Raw genomic sequence first — 20834 nt, 5'->3', positions numbered from 1 at the left:
AGACGCCTTGGTTGCACCGGAGGAGACACGAGATCTTCGGAACTGGGCGAGGACCGCTGTCGAGCCCGGGTCGGTCACGAGATATCTTGATGTCGAGCAATGTTGCAGACGTGGAGCGGAGCACCCGGTGACTGACTCGACCATCATCTATACGCACACTGACGAGGCCCCGGCCCTGGCGACGTATTCCTTCCTGCCGGTGGTCCAGGCGTACGCCTCGCAGGCGGGTGTCTCCGTGGAGACGCGGGACATCTCGCTGGCCGGGCGCATCATCGCCGTGTTCCCGGAGTACCTGACCGAGGACCAGCGGATCCCGGACGCCCTGCAGGAGCTGGGCGAACTGGCCAAGACGCCCGAGGCCAACATCATCAAGCTGCCGAACATCTCGGCGTCGATCCCGCAGCTCAAGGCCGCCGTCGCCGAGCTGCAGGCGCAGGGCTACGCGCTGCCGGACTACCCGGACGACCCGAAGACCGACGAGGAGCGGGACATCCAGGCCCGCTACGACAAGATCAAGGGCTCCGCCGTGAACCCGGTCCTGCGTGAGGGCAACTCCGACCGCCGCGCCCCCGCCTCGGTCAAGAACTACGCCAAGAACCACCCGCACCGCATGGGCGCCTGGTCCTCGGACTCCAAGACCAACGTGGCGACCATGGGCGTGGACGACTTCCGCTCCACCGAGAAGTCCGTCGTGATCTCCGAGGCCGGCTCGCTGAAGATCGAACTGGTCGGCGACGACGGCTCCACCACGGTGCTGCGCGAGTCCGTACCGGTCCTCGAGGGTGAGGTCGTCGACGCCTCGGTGCTGCACGTGGCCCAGCTGCGGGAGTTCCTCACCGCGCAGATCGCCCGCGCCAAGGCTGAGGACGTGCTGTTCTCCGTGCACCTGAAGGCCACGATGATGAAGGTCTCCGACCCGATCATCTTCGGTCACGTGGTGCGCGCGTTCTTCCCGAAGACCTTCGCGCAGTACGGCCAGACGCTCGCCGCGGCCGGCCTGACCCCGAACGACGGTCTGGGCGGCATCTACAAGGGCCTGGAGTCCCTGCCCGAGGGCGCCGAGATCAAGGCGTCCTTCGACGCCGAGCTCGCCGAGGGCCCGGCCCTCGCGATGGTCGACTCCGACAAGGGCATCACCAACCTGCACGTGCCGTCCGACGTGATCGTGGACGCCTCGATGCCGGCCATGATCCGCACCTCCGGTCACATGTGGGGCCCGGACGGCCAGGAGGCCGACACTCTCGCCGTGCTGCCGGACTCGTCGTACGCCGGTGTCTACCAGGCCGTGATCGACGACTGCCGGGCCAACGGCGCCTACGACCCGTCGACCATGGGCTCGGTGCCGAACGTCGGCCTCATGGCGCAGAAGGCCGAGGAGTACGGCTCCCACGACAAGACCTTCGAGATCCCGACCACCGGGACGGTCCGCCTCGTCGACCAGGCCGGCAACGTGGTGATCGAGCAGACGGTCTCCGCCGGCGACATCTTCCGCGCCTGCCAGACCAAGGACGCGCCGATCCGGGACTGGGTCAAGCTGGCCGTCACCCGCGCCCGCGCCACCGGCAGCCCGGCCGTGTTCTGGCTGGACGAAACCCGCGCGCACGACGCCAACCTGATCGCCAAGGTCACCGCCTACCTGGCGGAGCACGACACCGAGGGCCTGGACATCCGCATCCTGAACCCGGTCGAGGCGACCAAGCTGTCGGTGGAGCGCATCCGCCGTGGCGAGGACACCATCTCGGTGACCGGCAACGTCCTGCGTGACTACCTGACCGACCTCTTCCCCATCCTGGAGCTGGGCACCAGCGCCAAGATGCTGTCGGTGGTCCCGCTGATGGCGGGCGGCGGTCTGTTCGAGACGGGCGCCGGCGGTTCCGCCCCGAAGCACGTCCAGCAGCTGGTCAAGGAGAACTACCTGCGCTGGGACTCCCTCGGTGAGTTCTTCGCGCTGGTCCCCTCCCTGGAGCAGTACGCCGACTTCACGGGCAACGCCCGCGCGAAGGTCCTCGCCGACACCCTCGACCGCGCCACGGCGACCTTCCTCAACGAGGACAAGTCCCCGACCCGTCGCGTCGGCGGCATCGACAACCGCGGCAGCCACTTCTACCTGTCCCTGTACTGGGCCCAGGAGCTGGCCGCGCAGACCGACGACGCGGACCTGGCCAAGGCCTTCGCCTCGCTCGCCGAGACGCTCGCCGCGAACGAGCAGAAGATCGTCGAGGAGCTGAACGCCGTCCAGGGCAAGCCGGCCGACATCGGCGGCTACTACCAGCCCGACCCGGCCAAGGCCGCGAAGATCATGCGCCCGTCCACGACGTGGAACGAGACGCTGGCGTCCCTGAGCTGACACCCGCTCTCTCGGTGCCCCCGCCCCGGCCGGCTTCTGCCCGGCCGGGGCGGGGTTGTGTCCGGGGGGTGTATCGCGGGGGCGCGTCGTGAGGAATGCCGAGGGGCGCGGCGGCCGGCCTGAAGTGGGACGGCGTGGGCCGCTGGAGGCCGCCGGGTGCTGAGGCGGCGGGCCTGCGGCCGGGGGTCCGCCGGTCGATCCGCAGGGGTCTGCCCGGGGGGGGGGGGGAGGAGGGGGGGCCGGACGTGCGAGCGGCGGACCCGGAGCGGCCGGCCGTGCGCGCAGGACACCGGGGGAACCGGCCGTACGCGGCGGACCGGGAGGGGCGGCCGCGCGCGGCGGCTCACCAGTCTCGCGTGCCGATCAGTTCTTCCACGTCCGCGTCCTCGAAGCCGTAGGTCCGTGCGATGAACCAGAACTCCTCGGCTACCTCCTCGCGGGCCACGGTCTCGATGTCGAAGTCGTCGTCCTGCAGGTCGTTGAACTCCTCGGTGGCCGCCTGGGTCAGCACGTACAGCGCGGCCAGGTCGGCGGGCCGGTCCGCCTCGATCCGCTCGCACAGGCGCAGCAGGATCTCCTTGCCCCGGTCCACCGCGCGGTCGGCGTAGTAGCCGTCCCGGTAGAGCGCATCGAGGAACGAGTGGGCGGTCACCCGCTGGTCGCCGATGTTCATGCTGAGATGGTGCACCACGCCACTGACAACGCCCCCGGAGCAGCCCTATGCACTCGTTCGACCTGTTGCCCGGCGCCGAGCGGTCGCCGGTGATCCTCCATGTGCCGCACTCCGCGCGGGAGATCCCGGCCGAGGTGCGGGCCGGGATCGTGCTGGACGACCTCGCGTTGGAGCGGGAGCTCGATCACATCGTCGACGCGCACACGGCGGAGCTCGCCGAGGATGCGGCGCGGTGGTCCCGGGTGGTTCCCTGGCGGTTCGTGAACCGGCTGTCGCGGCTGGTCGTCGATCCAGAGCGGTTTCCGGACGAGCGGGAGGAGATGCTCGCCGTGGGGATGGGGGCCGTGTACACGCGGACCACGCACCGGGAGGAACTGCGGCCCGCGAACACCGACCCCGAGCCGCTCGTCGCGCGCTATTTCCGGCCCTACGCCCGGGCCATGACCGAAGCGGTGGCGCGGCGGCTGGACGTCACGGGGCGGGCCGTCATCATCGACGTGCACTCCTATCCCAGCGCGCCGCTGCCCTACGAACTGCACGGCGAGGGCCCCCGGCCGCCGGTCTGTCTCGGCACCGATCCCTTCCACACGCCGCCCGAGCTGCTCGCCGCGGCCCGGGAGGCGTTCGGGGAGGTCGGGCTGGACAGTCCGTTCAGTGGGACGTACGTGCCGCTGGAGTTCTACGGCCGCGATCCCCGGGTGAGTGCCCTGATGGTGGAGATTCGGCGGGACACGTACATGACGGAACCGGGCGGACCCGCTGGGCCGGGACTCCACCGGCTCGCACAGGCACTCGCCGCTCTCGTGGATGCTCTGGAGCCTCCTGACGCGTAGTTCAGACCGTCAGCCAGTCGGTGACGATCACTCCCTCGTCGGTCCGCAGCCGGAGCGCGAAGGGGCCGGCGGGGGACGCCTCACAGGTGAAGCGGCCCATGTCGTCGGTCGTGAGCGGTACGCCTGCCTGCGGGCCGCTGAGGACCTCGATCCGGGCCGACCGGGGCGGCAGCACCTGCCCCATCAGGCCCTGCGGGGTGAGTTCGACGTCCACCGTCACTTCGCCCGCGTGGAAGGTCAGCATCCGCGGCGCGCCCGTCGCTCCCCGCACCGGGAGCGCGTCCACCACCGAGTCGAAGGAGAGTTCGGCGATGCGGCTGTCCAGGTCGTGCAGCGCGAACGCCTCCACGGCGAGCTGCCGCAGGGCGGGCGGCACGGGGTCCATGATGGCCGCCGCCTGCCGGAGCTCCTCCTCCAGCAGTTCGAGGGCTAACTCCTCGTCCGGCGACGCCTCTTCGTCGAAGACTGCGTCCTGATCGTCGAGATCGTCGTGCATGTCGCTCATACCGCCCCCCGGGCTTCGAGCCGCGCCCGCAACCGCCGCAGGCAGCGCTGGCGCAGTGGTCCGATGCTGCCCACCGCGATCCCCAGAGCGGCGGACACCTCCTGGTAGCCGGGCTTCGGCGAGGCCATCAGGATGCGCAGCAACTGCCGGCAGCGCTCGCCGAGTTCCTCGAACTCCTGCCACAGGTACCGGACGCGCTCGCTCTGTGCGGCGGCCTCCTCGGAGTCGAGGAACGACTGCTCGGGCGTACGGTCCTCGCTGATCCGGTCCAGGAGCTGCGGATCGTCCGTGACGGTCAGCCGCCTTATGCTCTTGAGCACCTTCAGGCACTCGTGGCGTGCGGTGCTCGCGAGCCAGGACTTGGCCTTGTCGGGTTCGCGGATCCGCCCGAGGTGCTGGGCGAAGCGGAACCACACGGTCTGGTACACCTCGTGCGCGTCCGCGTCGGAGAGCCGGTGCGCGCGCACCACGGCCCACACCAGTGGGCTCAGCCCTTCCACGAGCGCCTTCCAGGCCGCCGCGTCACCGTCGACGGCGGACTGGACCAGCGCACCGACATCAGCTCGGTCCACGGTCCCACCCCTCGTGTACGGCAAGTCATCGTACGCCGTGGAAGGGACCACTCCGGCCGTCATGTGCCGAGCGGGCGCTGCACGACCGGCACCGGACGCCACCCGGCCGGCCTCAGCGCCGGCACGTGCGCCCCGCGCACTTCGGCGAACTGCGTGTTGGTGGCAAGGAGTTGTTGCCGGGCGGCGCGCGGGTCGGTCTCCTTGTTCGCGGTCATGTGGGCGGCGACCAGACCTGCCACGACCGGCGTCGCGAAGGAGGTGCCGCTCCAGTGTGCGTACCCCTCGAACATCACCTGGTCCGGCTTCGCCGTGGTGCCGTCCTCGCTCAACACGCCCGTGTGGGACGGGGACTGGCAGGTGCACACGTAGGTGAAGCCGTACCGGCAGGCCTCGTACGTGGAGTGCTGGTAGAGGTACGGCACCGGCGCGTCGAAGCCGGTGAGGGTGCTGGTGAGGCGCTCGCCGGGGGCGTAGACCTGCACCCAGGGGCCGTGGTTGCTGAAGCAGGCGCCGAACTCGCCGTCGCCGCGCAGCGCCCCGACCGACAGGACGACTCCCTGGTACTCGGGCAGGTCGGCGTAGGCGGCGGGCCAGAAGGGGCTGGCGCTGGCGTTGTTGCCGGCCGCGGCGACCAACAGGGTGTCGTGGGCGCGCAGTTCCTGCATGAAGGCGTCCATGCCGAGCAGGCCGTCGGTGCGGCCGTTGGAGGTGCCCGCGGAGAGGCTGATGATGTCGGGCCAGCCGTCGGCGACCGCCTCGAAGAGCCTGTCGCCTAGCTCGGACTCCAGGATGGCACCCGCGTCGTTGAGGGTGTTGCGGACGGTGATGTCGGTGTTGGGCGCGACGGCCGCGAGGACACCGGCGATGAACGTGCCGTGGCCGACGTACTGGAGGAGGTTCCCGGTGCCGTCGGTCTCGGTGCCGTGCAGGTCGCCCTCGACATGGGCGAGCAGCGGGACGAGCGCGTGGTCGTGGGTGAGGCCGTTGTCGACGACCAGGACGCCCACGGCGGTATCGGCGTCGTAACCCGCCTCCGCGGGGGCCGGGTTGGTGCCCTGGCTGAGCGCGGCGGGAACCGGTTCGTCGCCGGGGCAGGAGTTGACCGCGATCGACACGACGTGGTTGCGGCTGACCAGGCGGTGTCCGGCGCGTCCCTCGCGTTCGCTCATCGCGCGCAGGGCGTGGGTGACGGCACGGTCGCCGCGCCGGTCGCCGTGGCCCGGGTCGCCGACCTTGATCCGGGTGATGCCCGAGCGGTTGGTCTCGGGGCTGTCCCGGCGCACATGATCGCCGGTCAGACCGGTCGCCTCGGTGAAGTGGGTGCGCACGGTCTCCTCGACCAGCGCCGCGTCGCGGCCGTCCCGGGCGAGGACCACGCCCTTCTCGTAGATGAACTCGGAGGCGTCGTCGGGCCCCAGTGCCAGCGGGACGTCGGGCATGGAACGCTGGATCTGGTCGAACTGCTCGTGGAATCGCTGAGGTGCCATGGCGTTTCCTCCCACTGAGGCGGCGGTCGTCAGTCAGAGCCGCGGGGCCGGTGATTGATACAGCGCCAAACCGGTGTGGCCTGCCACCTGGGCCACTACCATCCATGGAGTGACAGCGGGAAGCGACTCGGTTCTCGAATTGCTGCCGATGGTGTTCGCCGCGCCCAACCAGGCGCTGGCGAGGGCAGAGGAAGTACTCGGCTCGGATCCCTCACCGCTGCACGCCTCCGTCGCCCACCAGGTCATCGGCATCTGGCAGCGGGACTGGGGCGACATGCGGATCGCCCTGGACCATCTGCGCCGGGCCCGCGATCTCGCGGCGCGCGCGGAGTCGGCCGACCGGGAGGCGGACGTGCTGGCCGCGCTCGGGGTGGCGCTGGTGCACGCGGGGCGCACCCGGCAGGGTCTCGCGGCGCTGGAGCGGGGTGTGGAGGTCGGCAGCGGCCACACACGCGCGCGTGTCCTGTTCCGGCGGGCCTACGCGTCCTGGGTCCTCGGGCATCACCGGGCGGCGCTGGAGGACGTACGGCGGGCGGTTCCGGTGCTGCGGCAGGCCGACGACGTGATCTGGACGGCGCGGGCGCTGACCCTGCGGGCCACCGTGCATCTGGCGCTCGGGGCGGTGGAGCGGGCGGACGCCGACTTCACGGCGGCGGAGGCCCTGTGGGACACGACCGGCCAAGAGCACGACAAGGCCGACGTCGTGGAGAGCCGGGGCCTTGCCGCGTACCGGTCCGGGGACATTCCCGCCGCGCTGCGGCTGCTCGACGAGGCGCAGGAGCGGTACGCCAAGCTCGGCACGCCGACGTTCATGCTCACCATCCGGCGCTGCGAGGTCCTGATGGCCGCGGGGCTCGCCCCGGAGGCGCTCGCGGAGGCGGACGCGGCGATCGGGGTGCTCGACGGGATCGGCGGGCAGTCCACCCGCAAGGCGGAGCTGTTGCTCGCCGCGGCGCGGGCGGCCCGGGTCGCGGGTGACGCCCACACCGCGATCGCGCGCGCCGACATGGCCGTACGACTGTTCGCGGGGCAGCGGCGCACCTGGTGGGAGACGCATGCCCGGCTGGTGCTGATCGAGGCGCGGGTCGCCGCCGGGCGCGGCTCGGGCCGGCTGGTCGCGGACGCGGCGGCGGTCGCGGACCGGCTGGCCTCCTTCGGTGCGCCGGCCGCCCCGGAGGCCTCGCTGCTCGCGGGCCGGATCGCGCTCGGCCTGGGGTGGCGGGAGGATGCCCGACGGCATCTGGAAGTGGCCGCCCGCAGCCGGCACGGCGGGCCGCCGCTGGCGCGGATGACGGGGTGGGCGGCGCGGGCGCTGTGGGCGCGGGCCGTGGGCTCCGACCGGGGAGTCCTGGAGGCCTGCCGCCGGGGCCTGGACGTGCTCGACGACCACCGTACGACCCTGGGCGCCTCGGAGCTGCGGGCCCGGGCCACTGCGCAGGGCGCGGAGCTCGCCGGGCTCGCGGCGCGGGCCTCGCTCACGTCGGGCGGGCCGCGGCGGCTGCTGGTGTGGAGCGAGCGCTGGCGGGCCACGGTGCTGTCCGCGCCACCGACCCGTCCGCCGGCCGACCCCGCGCTGCTCAGCGACCTGACCGCGTTCCGGGAGATCGCGGCACGCGCGGAGGAGGCCCGGATGGAGGGCCGGCCGGTGCCGACGCTGGAGCGCGAACAACGGCGCCTGGAACGGGAGATCCGCTCCCGCACTCTCCACATGCGCGGTGACGCTCCCGGTGACGGTTACCGGTTCGACCCCGGCAGACTGCTGGAACGGCTCGGTGACGACGTACGGCTGGTCGAACTCGCCGTGCTCGACGGCCGTGTTCAGGTGCTGTTGTGCGCGCAGGGGCGGGTGCGGCGGTTCGAGGGCGGACTGCTGGCCGACGCCGAGCGCGAGGCCGAGCATGTCCAGGCGGGGCTCCGACGGCTGGCCCACCCGGGCGCGGAGGCCCGGCTTCCGGTGGTGGAGGCGGCCGGGCGGCGGCTGGAGGAGCTGCTGCTCGGACCGGCCGCGGCGCAGCTCGGCTCCGGACCCGTCGTGGTGGTACCGCCGGGGCGGCTGCACCGGGTGCCGTGGGCGCTGCTGCCCTCGCTGCGGGAGCGGGTGTTCAGCGTGTCGCCGTCGGCGAGCAGCTGGCTGCGGGCGCGGGACACCGTGCCGCCGCCGGGCGGGCGTCAGGTGCTGGTACGCGGGCCCGGGCTCGCGACCGAGGGCGCCGAGGTGCCCGAACTGGCCGGGCGCTACGGCTCCGCCACCGTCCTGGAGTACGACGACGCGCGCGTGCCGCGGGTGTTGGAGGAACTGGACGGGGCGGCGCTGGCGCACATCGCCGCGCACGGCACGTTCCGTGCGGACAGCCCGCTGTTCTCGGCGTTGCGGATGGCCGACGGGCCGCTCATCGTGCACGACTTCGAGCGCCTGGACCGCAGCCCGTACCGGATCATCCTGTCCTGCTGCGACACCGCCCGGTTCGCCTCGGTCGGCGCGGACGAACTGCTCGGCCTGGTCACCGCGCTGCTGCCGCTGGGTACGGCGGGGGTGGCCGCGTGCAGTGCGCCGGTCAACGACGAGGCGGTGGTGCCGTTGATGCTGACGCTGCACAAGGGACTGAGTGCGGGCGCGTCCATGGCGGAGGCGCTGCGGGACGCACGGTCCTCGCTGCCGGGGGACTCGGTGCATCAGGCGACGGGGTGGGCGTTCTCGGCGTTCGGGGCGGCGTGACGGCCGAGGGGTGCGCGAAGGGCGAGGGTGCGCGAGGGCGAGGGTGCGCGAGGGCGAGGGTGCGCGAAGTGCGGGGCGGCCTGACCCCTCCCCCGAATACTGGGGGTCAGACCGCCCCGGTCCGGTGTACGGCTCAGGCCGGCTGTGCCTGCTCCAGCTCCACCAGGCACGGCAGGGCGTCGCGGTCGCTCGCGCCGAGGCGGGCGTACGCGCTGTAGAGGTGGTTGCCGACCGTACGGATGGACAGGGTGAGCTTCTCCGCGATCTGGCGGTTGCTCAGGCCGGCGGCCGCGAGGGTGACGATCTGCCGCTGCCGGGCGGTGAGTTCGCCGAGGACCAGTCCGGACAGGGCCGGGGTGCGAGCACCCTGGCAGCGCCGGGCCAGGGCGACGGCTCGGGTGCGGGAGGTGCGGGCGGCGCTCGGGTCGCGGTGCGCTCGTACGGCCTGGGCGTACGCCTCCGCCGCGAAGAGCAGGAAGCCGCGGTCCTCCAGGGCCTGTGCGGCACGGTCGAGGGCGGGCCCGTCACCGCGGGCGAGCGCGTCGGCGTGCTCGGCGAAGACACCGGTCAGCCGGCCTACGGCCCGATCGGGCGCACCGAGGCGGACGGCGTCGTACGGCTCCTCCCCGACGGTGCCGAGAGCCGTGTCGAGATCACCGTGGGCGGCGGCCCACCAGGTGGCCGCCGAACCGCCCGCGATCTCCGACGGGTCGGCCGCGTCGCCGGGACGAGCCGAGGCCGGGCCCGAGGCCACGGTGAACCGGCCGCCCGAGCCGCCCGGAGGTGCCACGAGCTCATGGTGCCCCGACTGTGCCGCGGCCAGGGCGAGTTCGAGACGGCAGGCCGGGTCGTCGGAAGCGGCCCGCAGTCCCTCCCTCGCCCAGGCCGCGGCCTCCCGCAGTTCCCCCCGCAGGCGTGCGAACCGCGCGCGCACCGCGGCGTGCCGGGCCGGTATGCCGGTGCCCTCGTCCAGCAGCCACTCCCCCACCGACGTGGAGACGGCCCGTACGTCCCCCAGGGCGATCGCCCGGACCAGTGCGGTCGTCTCGGTCTCCAGGGCGGCCGCGCGGCCGACCGGGGTGCGGGCCAGGCGCCGCGTCTTCAGGCGTCCGGCGGCGGCTCGCAGCACCGGGCCGTGCAGGGGGTGGGCGAGACGGGCGGCGCCCTGCTCGTCGACCTGGACCAGCCCGTCGGCCTCCAGGGCTTCGAGGGCGTCCAGGTCGAGCGTGTCGGTGTCCATCGGGAGCGGCTCGCCGAAGGCCAGGCGGTCCAGGGTCTCCCGCTCGCCGGGGCCGGTGCGGCCGAGGAGGTGCGTGGTGCGCTCGCGTACGGCCGCGGTGACCGGAACCGGGCCGCGCCACTCCCACTCGGCCGAGTCCGGGACCCGGTGCGGCAGCCCCCGTTCGCGCACCGCGTCCGCCAGCTCGCGCAGCAGTCGCAGATCGCCCCGGCACAGGCGGTACAGCCGGTTGACGGTGAGGATTTCCGGGCCGCCGGCGCCGACCGCGAGCAGGTGTGCGGTCTCCTCGCGGGGCAGCGGTTCCAGGGCGAGGCGCGGCAGGAGCTCTCCGGTCCACAGACGGGAGATCGCGTCCGGCGCCCGCGTGCCCTCGGTGGCGACGACCAGGAGTCGGGTCCGGCCGTGCACGGCGAGCTGGTGGACCAGGGCCGCCGAGGCGTCGTCCAGCAGATGGGCGTCGTCGACGAGCAACAGCCTTACGGACAAAAGGAGTTGGACCGCCCGCTGCAGGGACACCGACTCCGGCAGGAGGTGCGCGAAGGCGGCGAACGGAAGACCTCGGGTCCCGGGGGTGCCCGCCACCCTGACGCAGTCCGTGCCGCGCACGGCCTCCGTGACGAGCCGGGTCTTGCCGCGGCCCGCGGGACCGGTCACCACGATGCCCTGCCGCCCTCCGGCGACGGACCTGCGGACCAGCTCGAGTTCGTCCTCCCGCCCGGTGAACGGCCAGGGCAGCTCCAGGGTCTTCGCGTCCCGTTCGAATATCGTCACGGAAGCTAGAGCACCGCTACTCAGTCCTGATACAGGGGGACTTGAGTAGCCCCCGACTCAGGCGCCCCGGGGCGCCCGACGGCACGCTGAACCCCATGACCGCACGCTACTGCTCCCTCGCGCAGCAGTCGGCTCCGGCGTTCGTCCCGGGGCTGGCCGCCGAGCGGCTGAGTGCGCTCATCGGCGGCAGCCGGATGTGGGTCAACGGCACGGTCCTGCACTACTGCTTCTTCGACGGCGACACCGACGGTTCGGTCATCGCGGTTCCGGGGACGGGCCAGTCCCGTCGAGTGTCGTGGGTCGGCGCCAAGGAGCAGCGGGACGTGGTGCGCGAGTGCTTCCAGGAGTGGCAGGACCTCGGGATCGGGGTGCGCTTCGCCGAGGTCGGCGACCGTTCGGAGGCCGAACTGCGGATCGGGTTCCAGATCGGCGACGGCTCCTGGTCCACCGTGGGCAAGGACGCGCTCCTCGTCGGTCAGAACGAACGCACCATGAACTTCGGCTGGGACCTGACCACGCCCGGGGAGCGCGCAACGGCCCTGCACGAGATCGGGCACGCGCTCGGCATGCTGCACGAGCACCAGAGTCCGTTCGCCGGGATCCACTGGGACGACGAGGCCGTCTACGCCGATCTGGCGGGCCCGCCAAACTTCTGGAGCCGGGACCGGACGTTCTTCAACATCGTGCGCAAGCTGGACCCGGACGAGGTCAACGGCTCGGTCTGGGACCCGCAGTCGATCATGGAGTATCCCTTCGAGGCGGGGCTGGTCCTGGAACCGGAGCAGTTCCGCGCGGGCCTGAACCCGCCCGGCACCCTGTCGGCCGCCGACAAGGAGTACGTCCTGCGCTGGTACCCGCCGGCCGCGCCGACGGGGGCGCCGGCGCTGGTGCCCTTCCGGTCCGCGCCGCTCGGGCTCGGCCCGGGTGAGCAGGCCGACTTCACCGTGGAACCGCCGGAGACCCGCGAGTACACCGTGGGCACCTTCGGCGACAGCGACACCGTCGTCGTGGTCTTCGAGGAGCGGGACGGGGAACCCCGTTACCTCTTCGGCCGGGACGACGGAGGCACTCCGCACAACGCCACGATCAGGGCCCGTCTCGTGAAGGGCCGCCGCTACTTCGTCCGTGTGCGCCTGTACTCCGCGTGGGGTTCGGGGGAAACCGCGGTCATGTGCTGGTGACAGCACAGACAGGCCGCACGGGCGAGGCTGGACCGCTGTCCGGCGCCGGGGGAATGGCCGGCGCACGTCACCTTCGGGGGAGGGAGACGTGCGCCGGCCACACGGCGTTCAGCGGGAGTCCCCCGTGACACAGTGCGGGCATGCTGATCGTCATCGGCGGTCTGCCCGCCACCGGCAAGACCACCCTCGCGCGGCTCCTGGCGACCAGGACGGGCGCGGTCCATCTGCGGATCGACACCATCGAGCAGGCGATCGTCCGCTCCGGACTGGCCCGGCACCCTGTGGGCCCGGTGGGCTATGTCGTGGGGTACGCCCTCGTCGAGGAGCAGTTGCGACAGGGGCTCACGGTGATCGCGGAGTCCGTCAACCCGCTGATGATCACGCGCGATGCCTGGCACGGCGCCGCGACGAGGGCCGGGGTGCCCGTGGTCGAGGTGGAGGTTCGTCTGCTCCGATCCGGAGGAGCACCGGCGCCGCGCGGACTCCCGCACGGTGGACCTCCCCGACCTGCCGCTGCCCGGCCGGCAGCAGATCGTCGACGGGGAGTACGAGCCGTGGCACCGGGACCGCGTCGTGATCGACACCGCGGGACAGGAGCCCGAGGAGTCGCTGGGCCCGCTTCTCGAGGCGATCCTCACCGCAGCTCGCGGGTGAGGACGACGCGGGCGCGGCCGGGGCCAGCGTAGTCCTCCACCACGCGGTCGTCGAAGCCGAGGCTGCGATGGAAGGCGATGGAACCCTCGTTGCTGACCGCGGTGACCGCGGTGACCGCCTTGAGGCGGACCGCTCCCTGACGGCGGGCAGTCTCGGTGAAGGCCTCGTAGAGAGTACGGCGACCAGACAGGTGAAGCCGAACTCCCGCACCATTGCCGTGAGATGGAGTGCGCGGAGATCGCGCTCGCCCCAGTGCCGGGCGTGGTCCGCCAGGATCTGGTGGAGGTCGCCGACATCGGCGAGGTCGATTCGGACGGCCACGGCATCGATCATGGCATGGGATCGGACGCGATCCCGTAGCGGGCGGCCGTACGGCGCGCGGTCTCCGCCACCTCCCCGCGGACGTCCGCCGGTTCGAGGACCTCGGCGTCGGGGCCGAAGCCGAGCAGACGGCGGCAGGCGGCGTGCCGGTCGTCGAAGTGGAGGACCAGTCGATGCCTGCCGGGTTCCTCGGGATCGGGGATCGCCCGTGCCGCCGCCTCCGTGTCGCCGAGCACCTGTGGAAGGGCGGCGAGCCCCGCCGTCGACAGGCGTACGGTGACCGGAAGTTGGTCCAGGCTCGTCTCGAACTCGGCGGTCCAGCGGGCCCAGTACGCCGGCAGGTCGAAGTCGGCGGGGCGGGCGAAGGTCTCCGGCAGGAGTTCCGCCTCCGTGATTCTCGACGCCCGGTGTGCGCGGATGCCCGTGTCGGACCGGACGACCAGGTACCAGACGCCCGCCTTCACGACGAGCCCCAGGGGGTCCACGTCGGACCAGGCGTCACGCTGCACGTGCCGCACCCGCAGGCGCCTGCCCCGTCGTACGGCATCGACCAGCACCGTGAGGTGCGCGACCGGTTCCGGTGGCTTGAACCAGGCCTGGGTGTCGATGTGGAAACGGCTCGCCGCCAGGCTCACCTGCTCGCGGCCCGCCGCCGGCAGGGCGGACAGCAGCTTCAGGCGCGCCTGGGCCAGCACGTCGCCCAGCGCGATCCGTTCCAGCGGACCGCCCCCGGAGGCGACCGCCAGCAGCCCGGTCGCCTCCTCCGCGCTGATACCGAGCAGCGGGCTGCGCCAGCCCTCCATGAGACGGCAGCCGCCGCCAGGGCCACCGCTCGCCACCACCGGTACGCCCGCCGCGCTCAGCGCCTGGAGGTCCCGGTACACGGTACGGACGGACACCTCGAGCTCCGAAGCCAGTTGACGGGCCGTCACCTGCCCCCGGGACTGGAGTCTGAGCAGCAGGGACAGCAGCCGGTCCGCTCGCATCGGGCGATCACCTCTTCGACGTATGACTGACGGCCGTATGACTGACAAAGGGTGTCAGCCATACGGCCGTAGCGTCGTCCGTGAAGCCCCCGACCAGCAGGGAGACAGCACGTGATCAACGGATATGTCATCGGCGAGAGCCTTCGGTCCGGGGCGGTGTTCGAGCCTCGCGGACTGCGGTTGCGGAAGATCAGCAGGGTCGAGATCGGTGGGGCGGACGACGCGCAGCCGCCCGTGTGGACGCTCGTCGAGTGGGAGACCGACAGCGAGGACGTGGGTGCCCTCGCGGACGCCTTGGCCGCGGCGCTGGAGCCGGAGCTCGGCTGGTACGCCGACTTCACCGCCGGGGAAGAGCGCGTGGTCGTCTTCGCGGGGAAGGTGTTCCGCTATCGGCGCGGCGACGAGGCGGGCCGCGCCGAAGCAGTGGAGTACGGGCGGTCGGTGGGTACGCCCGGACATCAGCTCGACTGGGAGGAGTGACCTCGCTTCACGACGCCGCCCGCTGCTCGTCGTGGGTGTCGTCGGGGTGGGCGAGGCCGAGGTGGTGGCGCAGGGTCGGGCCCTGGTAGTCGGTGCGGAAGACGCCCTGTTCCTGCAGGAGCGGGACGACCTTGTCGGCGAAGTCGTCCAGGCCCGTCGGGGTGATGTGCGGGACGAGGATGAAGCCGTCGCTCGCGTCGGCCTGCACATACTCGTTGATGGTGCGGGCGATGGTCTGCGGTGAGCCGATGAAGTTCTGCCGGTTGCCGGTGTTGATGACCAGGTCGCGGATGGACCACTTGTTCGCGGCGGCCAGTTCGCGCCATTCGCGGGCGGTGGCCAGCGGGTCCCGGTACATACGCACCTGGGCCCGCCCCTTGGAGATGTGCTCGCCGCTGACGTCCGGGTCGATGTCGGGCAGCGGGCCTTCGGGGTCGTAGGCGGACAGGTCCCGGTTCCACACGAACTCCAGGTGCCTGAGCGCTGTGGCCCCGCTGACCTGCTGGCGCCGCACGGTCCGTGCGAGTTCCTCGGCCTCGGCGTCGGTGTCGGCGAGCGCGAAGGAGGCGGCGGGCAGGATCAGCAGCTGTTCGTGGCGGCGGCCGTACCTGGCCAGGCGGTTCTTGACGTCGGTGTAGAAGGCCTGGCCCTCGGTGAGGGTGGCGTACCGGCTGAAGATCGCATCAGCGGACGAGGCGGCGAACTCGCGGCCCTCCTCGGAGTCACCGGCCTGGAAGACGACCGGGCGGCCCTGCGGGGAGCGCGGCACGTTGAACTGCCCGTGGATGTCGAAGTGCTGCCCGGTGTGCTCGAAGGAGCCGGCCTTCGCCTCGCGCAGGAACGCGCCCGCCTCCTGGTCGGCGAGGATCTCGTCGCCGTGCCAGGAATCGAACAGCTCCTGGGTGGTGGCCAGGAACTCCTTGGCGCGGGAGTAGCGCTCTTCCTGCGGCAGGAAGCCGCCGCGGCGGAAGTTCTCGCCGGTGAAGGCGTCCCAGGAGGTGACCACGTTCCACGCCGAGCGGCCCCCGGAGAGGTGGTCGAGGCTGGCGAACTGGCGGGCCACCTCGTACGGCTCGTTGAAGGTGGAGTTGATGGTGCCGGTCAGGCCGAGGTGGTCGGTGACGGCGGCCAGCGCGGCGAGGATCGTGAAGGTGTCGGGGCGGCCGACGACGTCCAAGTCGTAGATCTTCCCGCCCTGTTCGCGCAGGCGCAGGCCCTCGGCCAGGAACAGGAAGTCGAACTTGGCGCGTTCGGCGGTCTTCGCGAAGTGGGCGAAGGAACTGAACTCGATATGGCTGCCGGCCTTCGGGTCGCTCCACACGGTGGTGTTGTTGACGCCCGGGAAATGCGCGGCCAGATGGATCTGCTTCAGGGGCTTGGTCATCGGTCCTGGGGTTCCTTCCGAGGTCAGGCGGTCGCTGCGGCGTAGCGGTTGGCGGGGCGGGCCAGGCCCAGCAGGCCGCGCAGGGTGTCGGCCTCATAGGCGGTGCGGAAGGCGCCCCGGCGCTGGAGCTCGGGAACCAGGCCACCGGTGATGGCCGGCAGGTCGTGGCCCAGGACGCCCGGCCGCAGCCTGAAACCGCTGAGCCCCTGCTCAGCGAACTCCTGCAACAGGTCGGCGAGTTGGGCTGGGGTGCCGGTGAAGATACGGGCATCGCTCTGATACGGCTCTCCCGCGAGCCCATCGAGACGCTCCCGGCGGGCGGCGGCCTCGGCCGGGTCGTCGTCGAGGAAGGCCACCAAGTCGCCGAAGACATGCAGGAGTTCGCCCGCTCGCCCGGCCTTCTCCTGCTCGGCGCGGATCTCGGCGACGATCGCGCGGGCCTGGCCGCTGTCGTGCGCAGTGACGTAGCCGACGTCGGCCTGGCGGGCGATGAGCCGGTAGGGGACGGTCTGGTGACCCAGGGCGGTGACCAGGGGCTGGCCCTGCGGCGGGCGCGGTGTGATGGAGGGGCCCTTGACGCTGAAATGCTTCCCCTGGAAGTCGATGTAGTGCAGCTTGTCCCGGTCGATGAAACGGCCGGTGGCCGCATCCCGGATCTCGGCGTCGTCCTCCCAGCTGTCCCACAGCCGGCGCACCACCTCCACGTAGTCGGCGGCCTCGTCGAAGAGATCGGTGACCAGTTCCCGGTCCCCGGGACTGTCGTAGGCCTCGATCGAAGGGATGGTGCGGCGCCCGAAGTGCGCGGCCTCGTTGGGGCGCGCGGTGATCTGGACGCGCACGCCCGCCCGGCCGCTGCTGACGTAATCCAGGGTCGCGATCGCCTTGGAAAGGTGGAACGGCTCGGTATGGGTGACCACCGCGGTCGGCACCAGACCTATGTGCCGGGTCAGCGGGGCGATGCGGGAGGCGACGAGCACGGCGTCGAGGCGGCCACGGACCTGGTCGGTGCGCTCGTCCGGGTCGAGGAAGTGGGAGGACTGCGGGCCCAGTCCGTCCTCGATGGTGACGAAGTCGAGCAGGCCACGCTCCGCCTCGGCGACCAGGTCGGCCCAGTATCCGGCGGTGAACAGCTCACGGGGCCGGGCCACCGGCTCACGCCAGGAAGCCGGGTGCCAGCCGGTGCCGTCCAGAGCGACGGCCAGATGCAGCAAGGGGGAAGAAGGGGACACGGGTGGGTGCCTTCCTGGAGATCCGTACGAGAAAGCCGGCCCACGGGCGGGCGGGACGCGGCGGCTGGGGCAGCTGAACGGGTCAGGAACAACAGAGCGCGGCGGACACGCGCAGGAGATCGACATGAGCCCGGGAGTGGAGGTGGACGGAGCGGAGTGCGCTGGTCACGCCCGTCACCTCCTCCTTCTGGGCGGCGCGGCGGCGCCCGGCAGATCTCGTCATGAGTCACAACACCCCGGGCTCGCGGGATGTTCCCAAGCGTGGGGGTGTGGTAGGCGGCGGCATGCGGGAATGAGGCATCGCATGCGCGGTGGGCAGTGGTCCAGCCGGGTGGCCGGGCCCGGCCCCGGTGGGCCGGGGCCGGGCCGGACCGTGCTGCGTCCCCGTGCGAGGGAGCCGGGCGGGAAGATGTCCTGCGCGGCTTCCTGACGGTGGGTCAGGAGTTGTCGAGCGGCAGCCCGGGCGGGTTGACCTCCGACTTGGAGACGGCGTCGTGGGAGAGGTTCCACGCGGCGAGCCACTTGGCGTACTGACCGTTGTCGATCAGGTAGTTGATCGCGTCGGCGAGGGGCTTGGCGAGGCCACTGCCCTTCTTGGCGGTCGCGGCGATCAGGCCCTGGAGCGTCTCGCCGGCACCGGAGTACTGGCCCGCGATGCGGGTCGCGTTGGGTGTGCTCGCGGTCTGGGTGACGTGGTAGGAGGAGTTGGGGCTGGGACCCAGGTAGGCGTCGATCTTGCCGCTGGCGAGGGCCAGGTAGATGCTCGGGCTGTCCTGGAAGTACTTGATGGTGAGCTTCTTGCCCTCCTTCTTCAGCTTGGCCTGCCACTCCAGCAGGATCCGCTCCTGGTTGGTGCCGGCGCCGACCGAGACCGTCTTGCTCGCGAGGGCCTCGTAGTCGCCGTCGAAGGTCCACTTCGAGGTCTTGAGCGTCTCGAAGGCGAGGTCGTCCTTGCGGTAGGAGGCGAACTCGTACTTCTGCTTGCGCTCCTCGGTGTCGGTGATGTTGGAGAAGCCGACGTTCACCTTGCCGCTGTCGATGCCGACGAAGAGGTTCTCCCAGGTGAATCGCTTGACCTCGGGCTTCAGGCCGAGGACGGCGGCGACCAGGCGGGCCAGGTCGCTCTCGGAGCCGGTGAGGGTCTTCTGGTCGCTGCCCACGAAGCCCAGCGGCGGGGAACCGGAGGGCAGGGTGCCGGAACCGATGACCAGCTTGCCGCTCTTCTTCACGGCGGCGGGCAGTTCGGCGCTGATGGACTTCACTTCGGCGACCTTGAGAGTGGTCTCCTTGGCGGCGCCGTTGGACAGGCGGCCCACGGTGACCGTGCCCGCGCTGTCGGTCGTCCTGGTGGCGGCGTCGCTGTCACCGCCGCAGGCGGCGAGCCCGCCCGCAAGGGTGGCGACGGTGGTCGCCGCGGTGATGCCGCGTATCAGGCTGCGTCGGGAGGGGTGAACGGGCATGGCTGTCCTTAGGAGTTGAGAGAGTCGAGAGAAACAGGAGGTGGGGAAGGGGATTCAGAGGACCTTGCTCAGGAAGTCCCGGGTCCGCTCGTTGCGCGGCCGGTCGAGGACCTCGGAGGGCGGGCCCTGCTCGACGATGCGTCCACCGTCGATGAAGACGACCCGGTCGGCGATCTCGCGGGCGAAACCGATCTCATGGGTGACGATGACGAGCGTGGTGCCGCTGGTCGCCAGGTCCTTGATGACGGCCAGGACCTCACCGACGAGTTCGGGATCGAGGGCGGAGGTCGGCTCGTCGAAGAGGATCACTCCCGGTCGCAGGGCGAGGGCGCGGGCGATGGCCACGCGCTGTTGCTGGCCTCCCGACAACTGCCGGGGGTAGGCGCCGGTCCGGTCGCCGAGCCCGACCCGGCCGAGGAGTTCGCGGGCCAGTTCCCGCGCCTGCGCCCTGCCGAGCTTGCCGGTCGCCACCGGCGCGGCGGCCACGTTGTCGAGGACGGTCAGGTGCGGGAAGAGGTTGAAGTTCTGGAAGACGAACCCGATGCGGCTGCGCTGGGCCAGGATGGCGCGCTCGCTGAGCTCCTTCAGCCGGTCGCCCTGCCGGCGGACGCCGATCAGCTCGTCGTTGACGCTGACATAGCCGATCTCCGGCTTCTCCAGGTGGTTGACGACCCGCAGCAGAGTGGACTTCCCGGAGCCGGACGGGCCGAGGATCACGGTGACCTCGCCGGGCCGCACGGTCAGGTCGACCCCGTCCAGGACCCGGTGGGTGCCGTACCACTTGTGCACGCCGTGCACTTCGAGCGCGACGGGGGTGATGTCGGTGACGGTCATATCGCGGTCTCCCTGCGGACACGCGCCGTGAGGTCGGTGAGACCGGCGCGCAGTTTCTGGAGCGGTGTCGGCGGCAGGGAGCGGGTGGCGCCGCGGGCGTAGTACCGCTCGACATAGAACTGCACGACGGAGACGGCACTGGTGAGGATCAGGTACCAGACGGTGGCGACCAGCAGCAGCGGCACGATGTCTCCGGGGTAGGTGGAGCCCATGGACTGCACGGTGCCGAACAGGTCGAGCAGGGAGACGTAGAAGACCAGCGAGGTGCTCTTGATGAGGCCGATGAGCTGGTTGACGTAGTTCGGGGTGATCGAGCGCAACGCCTGCGGGAAGACGATCCTGCGGAACTGGTAGCCCTTCGGCAGACCGAGGGCCGAGGCCGCTTCGTGCTGTCCCTGGTCGACGGAGAGGATGCCGCCACGGACCACTTCCGCGGCGTAGGCGGCCTCGTTGAGGCTGAGGCCGATCACCGCGATGACCATGTCGGTGGCGAGCCGGGACTCGTCGAAGGAGAAGAAGGCCGGCCCGAAGGGGACGCCCACGCTCAGCGTCTTGTACAGGGCGCTGAAGTTGTAGAGGAACAGCAGGAGGACGATCAGGGGAATGGAGCGCAGAGCCCACACATAGGTCCAGCTCACCGCCCGCAGCACCGGGCTCTTCGAGAGCCGGGCCAGGGCGAGCAGAATGCCGCCGAGCAGGCCCAGCACCGCACTGTAGGCGGCGACTTCCAGGGTGATGACCAGCCCGTCGAGGACGGTCGGCCGCAGGAACCAGTAGGCGAACCGGTCCCACTGGTAGAACGGGTTGGTCACCAGGCCGTGGACGAACTGGGCCGTCAGGACCAGGACGACGGCGGTGGCGATCCAGCGACCCGGTCGCCGCAGGGGCAGAACTCGCTGCGCCGCGAGCGGCTTTGACGGGGTGTCGGGCTGCGGCGGTGCCTCGGTGACGGACACTGCGGCGCCTGGGGGTTCACTCATGAGGGGGCTCCGGCGGAGTCGGGTTCCCCCTGGGGCACGGCGAACACGGCGTACTTCGACGGCAGTACGGGATGCTCGGGCACCGGGGGTTGGGCGGACGACGGCACACCGCGAAGGCGGTGCTCGTCAGGAACGCGGGGGCTGCGGAGGCGGAACGTCAGCCCCGACAGCGGGCGCGGCC

17 protein-coding genes and 2 pseudogenes are annotated in these 20834 nt (G+C 71.6%); 7 read left to right on the top strand and 12 right to left on the bottom strand.

Going from position 1 to position 20834, the window contains the following annotated elements:
- The first annotated feature begins 127 nt into the window (after nucleotides 1-127).
- Nucleotides 128-2347, top strand: a complete 2220-nt coding sequence (locus ACIRP7_RS25020) for an NADP-dependent isocitrate dehydrogenase (RefSeq protein ID WP_403663538.1) — start codon at nucleotides 128-130, stop codon at nucleotides 2345-2347.
- Nucleotides 2348-2690: 343 nt separating this feature from the next.
- Here ACIRP7_RS25020 and ACIRP7_RS25015 read toward each other — a convergent pair whose 3' ends face one another.
- On the bottom strand, nucleotides 2691-3020 hold the full coding sequence (locus tag ACIRP7_RS25015) for a DUF5713 family protein (RefSeq protein ID WP_403663535.1): 330 nt from the start codon (nucleotides 3018-3020) through the stop codon (nucleotides 2691-2693).
- Between the two features lie 47 nt (nucleotides 3021-3067).
- Here ACIRP7_RS25015 and ACIRP7_RS25010 point away from each other — a divergent pair, with 47 nt between their 5' ends.
- The gene (locus ACIRP7_RS25010) at nucleotides 3068-3853 is read left to right on the top strand and encodes an N-formylglutamate amidohydrolase (protein ID WP_403663532.1); all 786 of its coding nucleotides are present in this window, start codon (nucleotides 3068-3070) and stop codon (nucleotides 3851-3853) included.
- Nucleotide 3854: 1 nt separating this feature from the next.
- On the opposite strand, the gene ACIRP7_RS25005 is transcribed toward ACIRP7_RS25010, so the two are convergent.
- The 3 genes from ACIRP7_RS25005 to ACIRP7_RS24995 are packed head-to-tail and all read right to left on the bottom strand — an operon-like array spanning nucleotide 3855 to nucleotide 6417.
- Nucleotides 3855-4358 (bottom strand): hypothetical protein, encoded by a 504-nt coding sequence (locus ACIRP7_RS25005; RefSeq protein WP_403663529.1) that lies wholly within the window; start codon nucleotides 4356-4358, stop codon nucleotides 3855-3857.
- Entirely contained in the window at nucleotides 4355-4930 is a 576-nt protein-coding gene (locus ACIRP7_RS25000; protein ID WP_403663527.1) for an RNA polymerase sigma factor, read from the bottom strand. Before ACIRP7_RS25000 ends, ACIRP7_RS25005 begins: the two co-directional genes overlap by 4 nt.
- Before the next feature lie 59 nt (nucleotides 4931-4989).
- A complete protein-coding gene (locus tag ACIRP7_RS24995; protein WP_403663524.1) occupies nucleotides 4990-6417 on the bottom strand; it encodes a S8/S53 family peptidase in 1428 nt (475 codons plus the stop codon).
- Nucleotides 6418-6565: 148 nt separating this feature from the next.
- On the opposite strand from ACIRP7_RS24995, the gene ACIRP7_RS24990 reads away from it, so the two are divergent.
- Nucleotides 6566-9133, top strand: a complete 2568-nt coding sequence (locus ACIRP7_RS24990; protein ID WP_403663607.1) for a CHAT domain-containing protein — start codon at nucleotides 6566-6568, stop codon at nucleotides 9131-9133.
- 133 nt (nucleotides 9134-9266) lie between these two features.
- Here the strand turns inward: ACIRP7_RS24990 and ACIRP7_RS24985 are convergent, their stop codons facing one another.
- Nucleotides 9267-11144 carry a LuxR C-terminal-related transcriptional regulator gene (locus tag ACIRP7_RS24985; protein ID WP_403663521.1) on the bottom strand — a complete coding sequence of 626 codons (1878 nt, stop codon included), beginning with the start codon at nucleotides 11142-11144 and terminating at the stop codon, nucleotides 9267-9269.
- A 95-nt stretch (nucleotides 11145-11239) separates the two neighbouring features.
- On the opposite strand from ACIRP7_RS24985, the gene ACIRP7_RS24980 reads away from it, so the two are divergent.
- Together ACIRP7_RS24980 and ACIRP7_RS24975 are read left to right on the top strand one after the other, a co-directional pair.
- Entirely contained in the window at nucleotides 11240-12325 is a 1086-nt protein-coding gene (locus ACIRP7_RS24980) for a M12 family metallopeptidase (protein WP_403663518.1), read from the top strand.
- A gap of 140 nt (nucleotides 12326-12465) precedes the next feature.
- A pseudogene (locus ACIRP7_RS24975) lies at nucleotides 12466-12979 on the top strand (AAA family ATPase).
- Here the strand turns inward: ACIRP7_RS24975 and ACIRP7_RS24970 are convergent.
- Nucleotides 12960-13252: pseudogene (locus ACIRP7_RS24970) on the bottom strand (hypothetical protein). The pseudogenes ACIRP7_RS24975 and ACIRP7_RS24970 sit on opposite strands and share 20 nt — an antisense overlap.
- Between ACIRP7_RS24970 and ACIRP7_RS24965 the strand changes: the two are divergent.
- A complete protein-coding gene (locus ACIRP7_RS24965) occupies nucleotides 13202-13339 on the top strand; it encodes a hypothetical protein (protein ID WP_403663616.1) in 138 nt (45 codons plus the stop codon). The pseudogene ACIRP7_RS24970 and the gene ACIRP7_RS24965 sit on opposite strands and share 51 nt — an antisense overlap.
- On the opposite strand, the gene ACIRP7_RS24960 is transcribed toward ACIRP7_RS24965, so the two are convergent.
- On the bottom strand, nucleotides 13309-14286 hold the full coding sequence (locus ACIRP7_RS24960) for a helix-turn-helix transcriptional regulator (protein WP_403663515.1): 978 nt from the start codon (nucleotides 14284-14286) through the stop codon (nucleotides 13309-13311). The two genes, ACIRP7_RS24965 and ACIRP7_RS24960, sit on opposite strands and share 31 nt — an antisense overlap.
- Nucleotides 14287-14397: 111 nt before the next feature.
- Between ACIRP7_RS24960 and ACIRP7_RS24955 the strand changes: the two genes are divergently transcribed.
- Nucleotides 14398-14766, top strand: a complete 369-nt coding sequence (locus ACIRP7_RS24955; RefSeq protein ID WP_403663513.1) for a hypothetical protein — start codon at nucleotides 14398-14400, stop codon at nucleotides 14764-14766.
- Between the two features lie 7 nt (nucleotides 14767-14773).
- On the opposite strand, the gene ACIRP7_RS24950 is transcribed toward ACIRP7_RS24955, so the two are convergent.
- The 5 genes from ACIRP7_RS24950 to ACIRP7_RS24930 all read right to left on the bottom strand — a co-directional run bounded on the left by ACIRP7_RS24950 (nucleotide 14774) and on the right by ACIRP7_RS24930 (nucleotide 20653).
- Entirely contained in the window at nucleotides 14774-16150 is a 1377-nt protein-coding gene (locus ACIRP7_RS24950) for an NtaA/DmoA family FMN-dependent monooxygenase (RefSeq protein WP_403663510.1), read from the bottom strand.
- A 23-nt stretch (nucleotides 16151-16173) separates the two neighbouring features.
- Nucleotides 16174-17379 (bottom strand): LLM class flavin-dependent oxidoreductase, encoded by a 1206-nt coding sequence (locus ACIRP7_RS24945; protein WP_403663507.1) that lies wholly within the window; start codon nucleotides 17377-17379, stop codon nucleotides 16174-16176.
- 437 nt (nucleotides 17380-17816) lie between these two features.
- Nucleotides 17817-18839 (bottom strand): transporter substrate-binding domain-containing protein, encoded by a 1023-nt coding sequence (locus tag ACIRP7_RS24940; RefSeq protein WP_403663503.1) that lies wholly within the window; start codon nucleotides 18837-18839, stop codon nucleotides 17817-17819.
- 54 nt (nucleotides 18840-18893) lie between these two features.
- Entirely contained in the window at nucleotides 18894-19673 is a 780-nt protein-coding gene (locus ACIRP7_RS24935) for an amino acid ABC transporter ATP-binding protein (protein ID WP_403663500.1), read from the bottom strand.
- On the bottom strand, nucleotides 19670-20653 hold the full coding sequence (locus tag ACIRP7_RS24930) for an amino acid ABC transporter permease (protein WP_403663497.1): 984 nt from the start codon (nucleotides 20651-20653) through the stop codon (nucleotides 19670-19672). The genes ACIRP7_RS24935 and ACIRP7_RS24930 overlap by 4 nt, the downstream gene beginning before the upstream one ends.
- Between the last annotated feature and the right edge of the window lie 181 nt (nucleotides 20654-20834).

Origin of the sequence: Streptomyces sp. NPDC102270 (genome assembly GCF_044766405.1) — a bacterium.
Classification (GTDB): Bacteria; Actinomycetota; Actinomycetes; order Streptomycetales; family Streptomycetaceae; genus Streptomyces.
Note: the sequence above shows the minus strand (reverse complement) of the source record. Positions and strands in the feature narration are given on the sequence as shown.

Coding starts and splice junctions, on each gene's coding strand:
- ACIRP7_RS25010 (WP_403663532.1), top strand. CDS start 3,068: ATGCACTCGTTCGACCTGTTGCCCGGCGCCGAGCGGTCGCCGGTGATC.
- ACIRP7_RS24930 (WP_403663497.1), bottom strand. CDS start 20,653: ATGAGTGAACCCCCAGGCGCCGCAGTGTCCGTCACCGAGGCACCGCCG.
- ACIRP7_RS24995 (WP_403663524.1), bottom strand. CDS start 6,417: ATGGCACCTCAGCGATTCCACGAGCAGTTCGACCAGATCCAGCGTTCC.
- ACIRP7_RS24935 (WP_403663500.1), bottom strand. CDS start 19,673: ATGACCGTCACCGACATCACCCCCGTCGCGCTCGAAGTGCACGGCGTG.
- ACIRP7_RS24965 (WP_403663616.1), top strand. CDS start 13,202: ATGGAGTGCGCGGAGATCGCGCTCGCCCCAGTGCCGGGCGTGGTCCGC.
- ACIRP7_RS25015 (WP_403663535.1), bottom strand. CDS start 3,020: ATGAACATCGGCGACCAGCGGGTGACCGCCCACTCGTTCCTCGATGCG.
- ACIRP7_RS24960 (WP_403663515.1), bottom strand. CDS start 14,286: ATGCGAGCGGACCGGCTGCTGTCCCTGCTGCTCAGACTCCAGTCCCGG.
- ACIRP7_RS24980 (WP_403663518.1), top strand. CDS start 11,240: ATGACCGCACGCTACTGCTCCCTCGCGCAGCAGTCGGCTCCGGCGTTC.
- ACIRP7_RS24950 (WP_403663510.1), bottom strand. CDS start 16,150: ATGACCAAGCCCCTGAAGCAGATCCATCTGGCCGCGCATTTCCCGGGC.
- ACIRP7_RS25005 (WP_403663529.1), bottom strand. CDS start 4,358: ATGAGCGACATGCACGACGATCTCGACGATCAGGACGCAGTCTTCGAC.
- ACIRP7_RS24990 (WP_403663607.1), top strand. CDS start 6,566: ATGGTGTTCGCCGCGCCCAACCAGGCGCTGGCGAGGGCAGAGGAAGTA.
- ACIRP7_RS24940 (WP_403663503.1), bottom strand. CDS start 18,839: ATGCCCGTTCACCCCTCCCGACGCAGCCTGATACGCGGCATCACCGCG.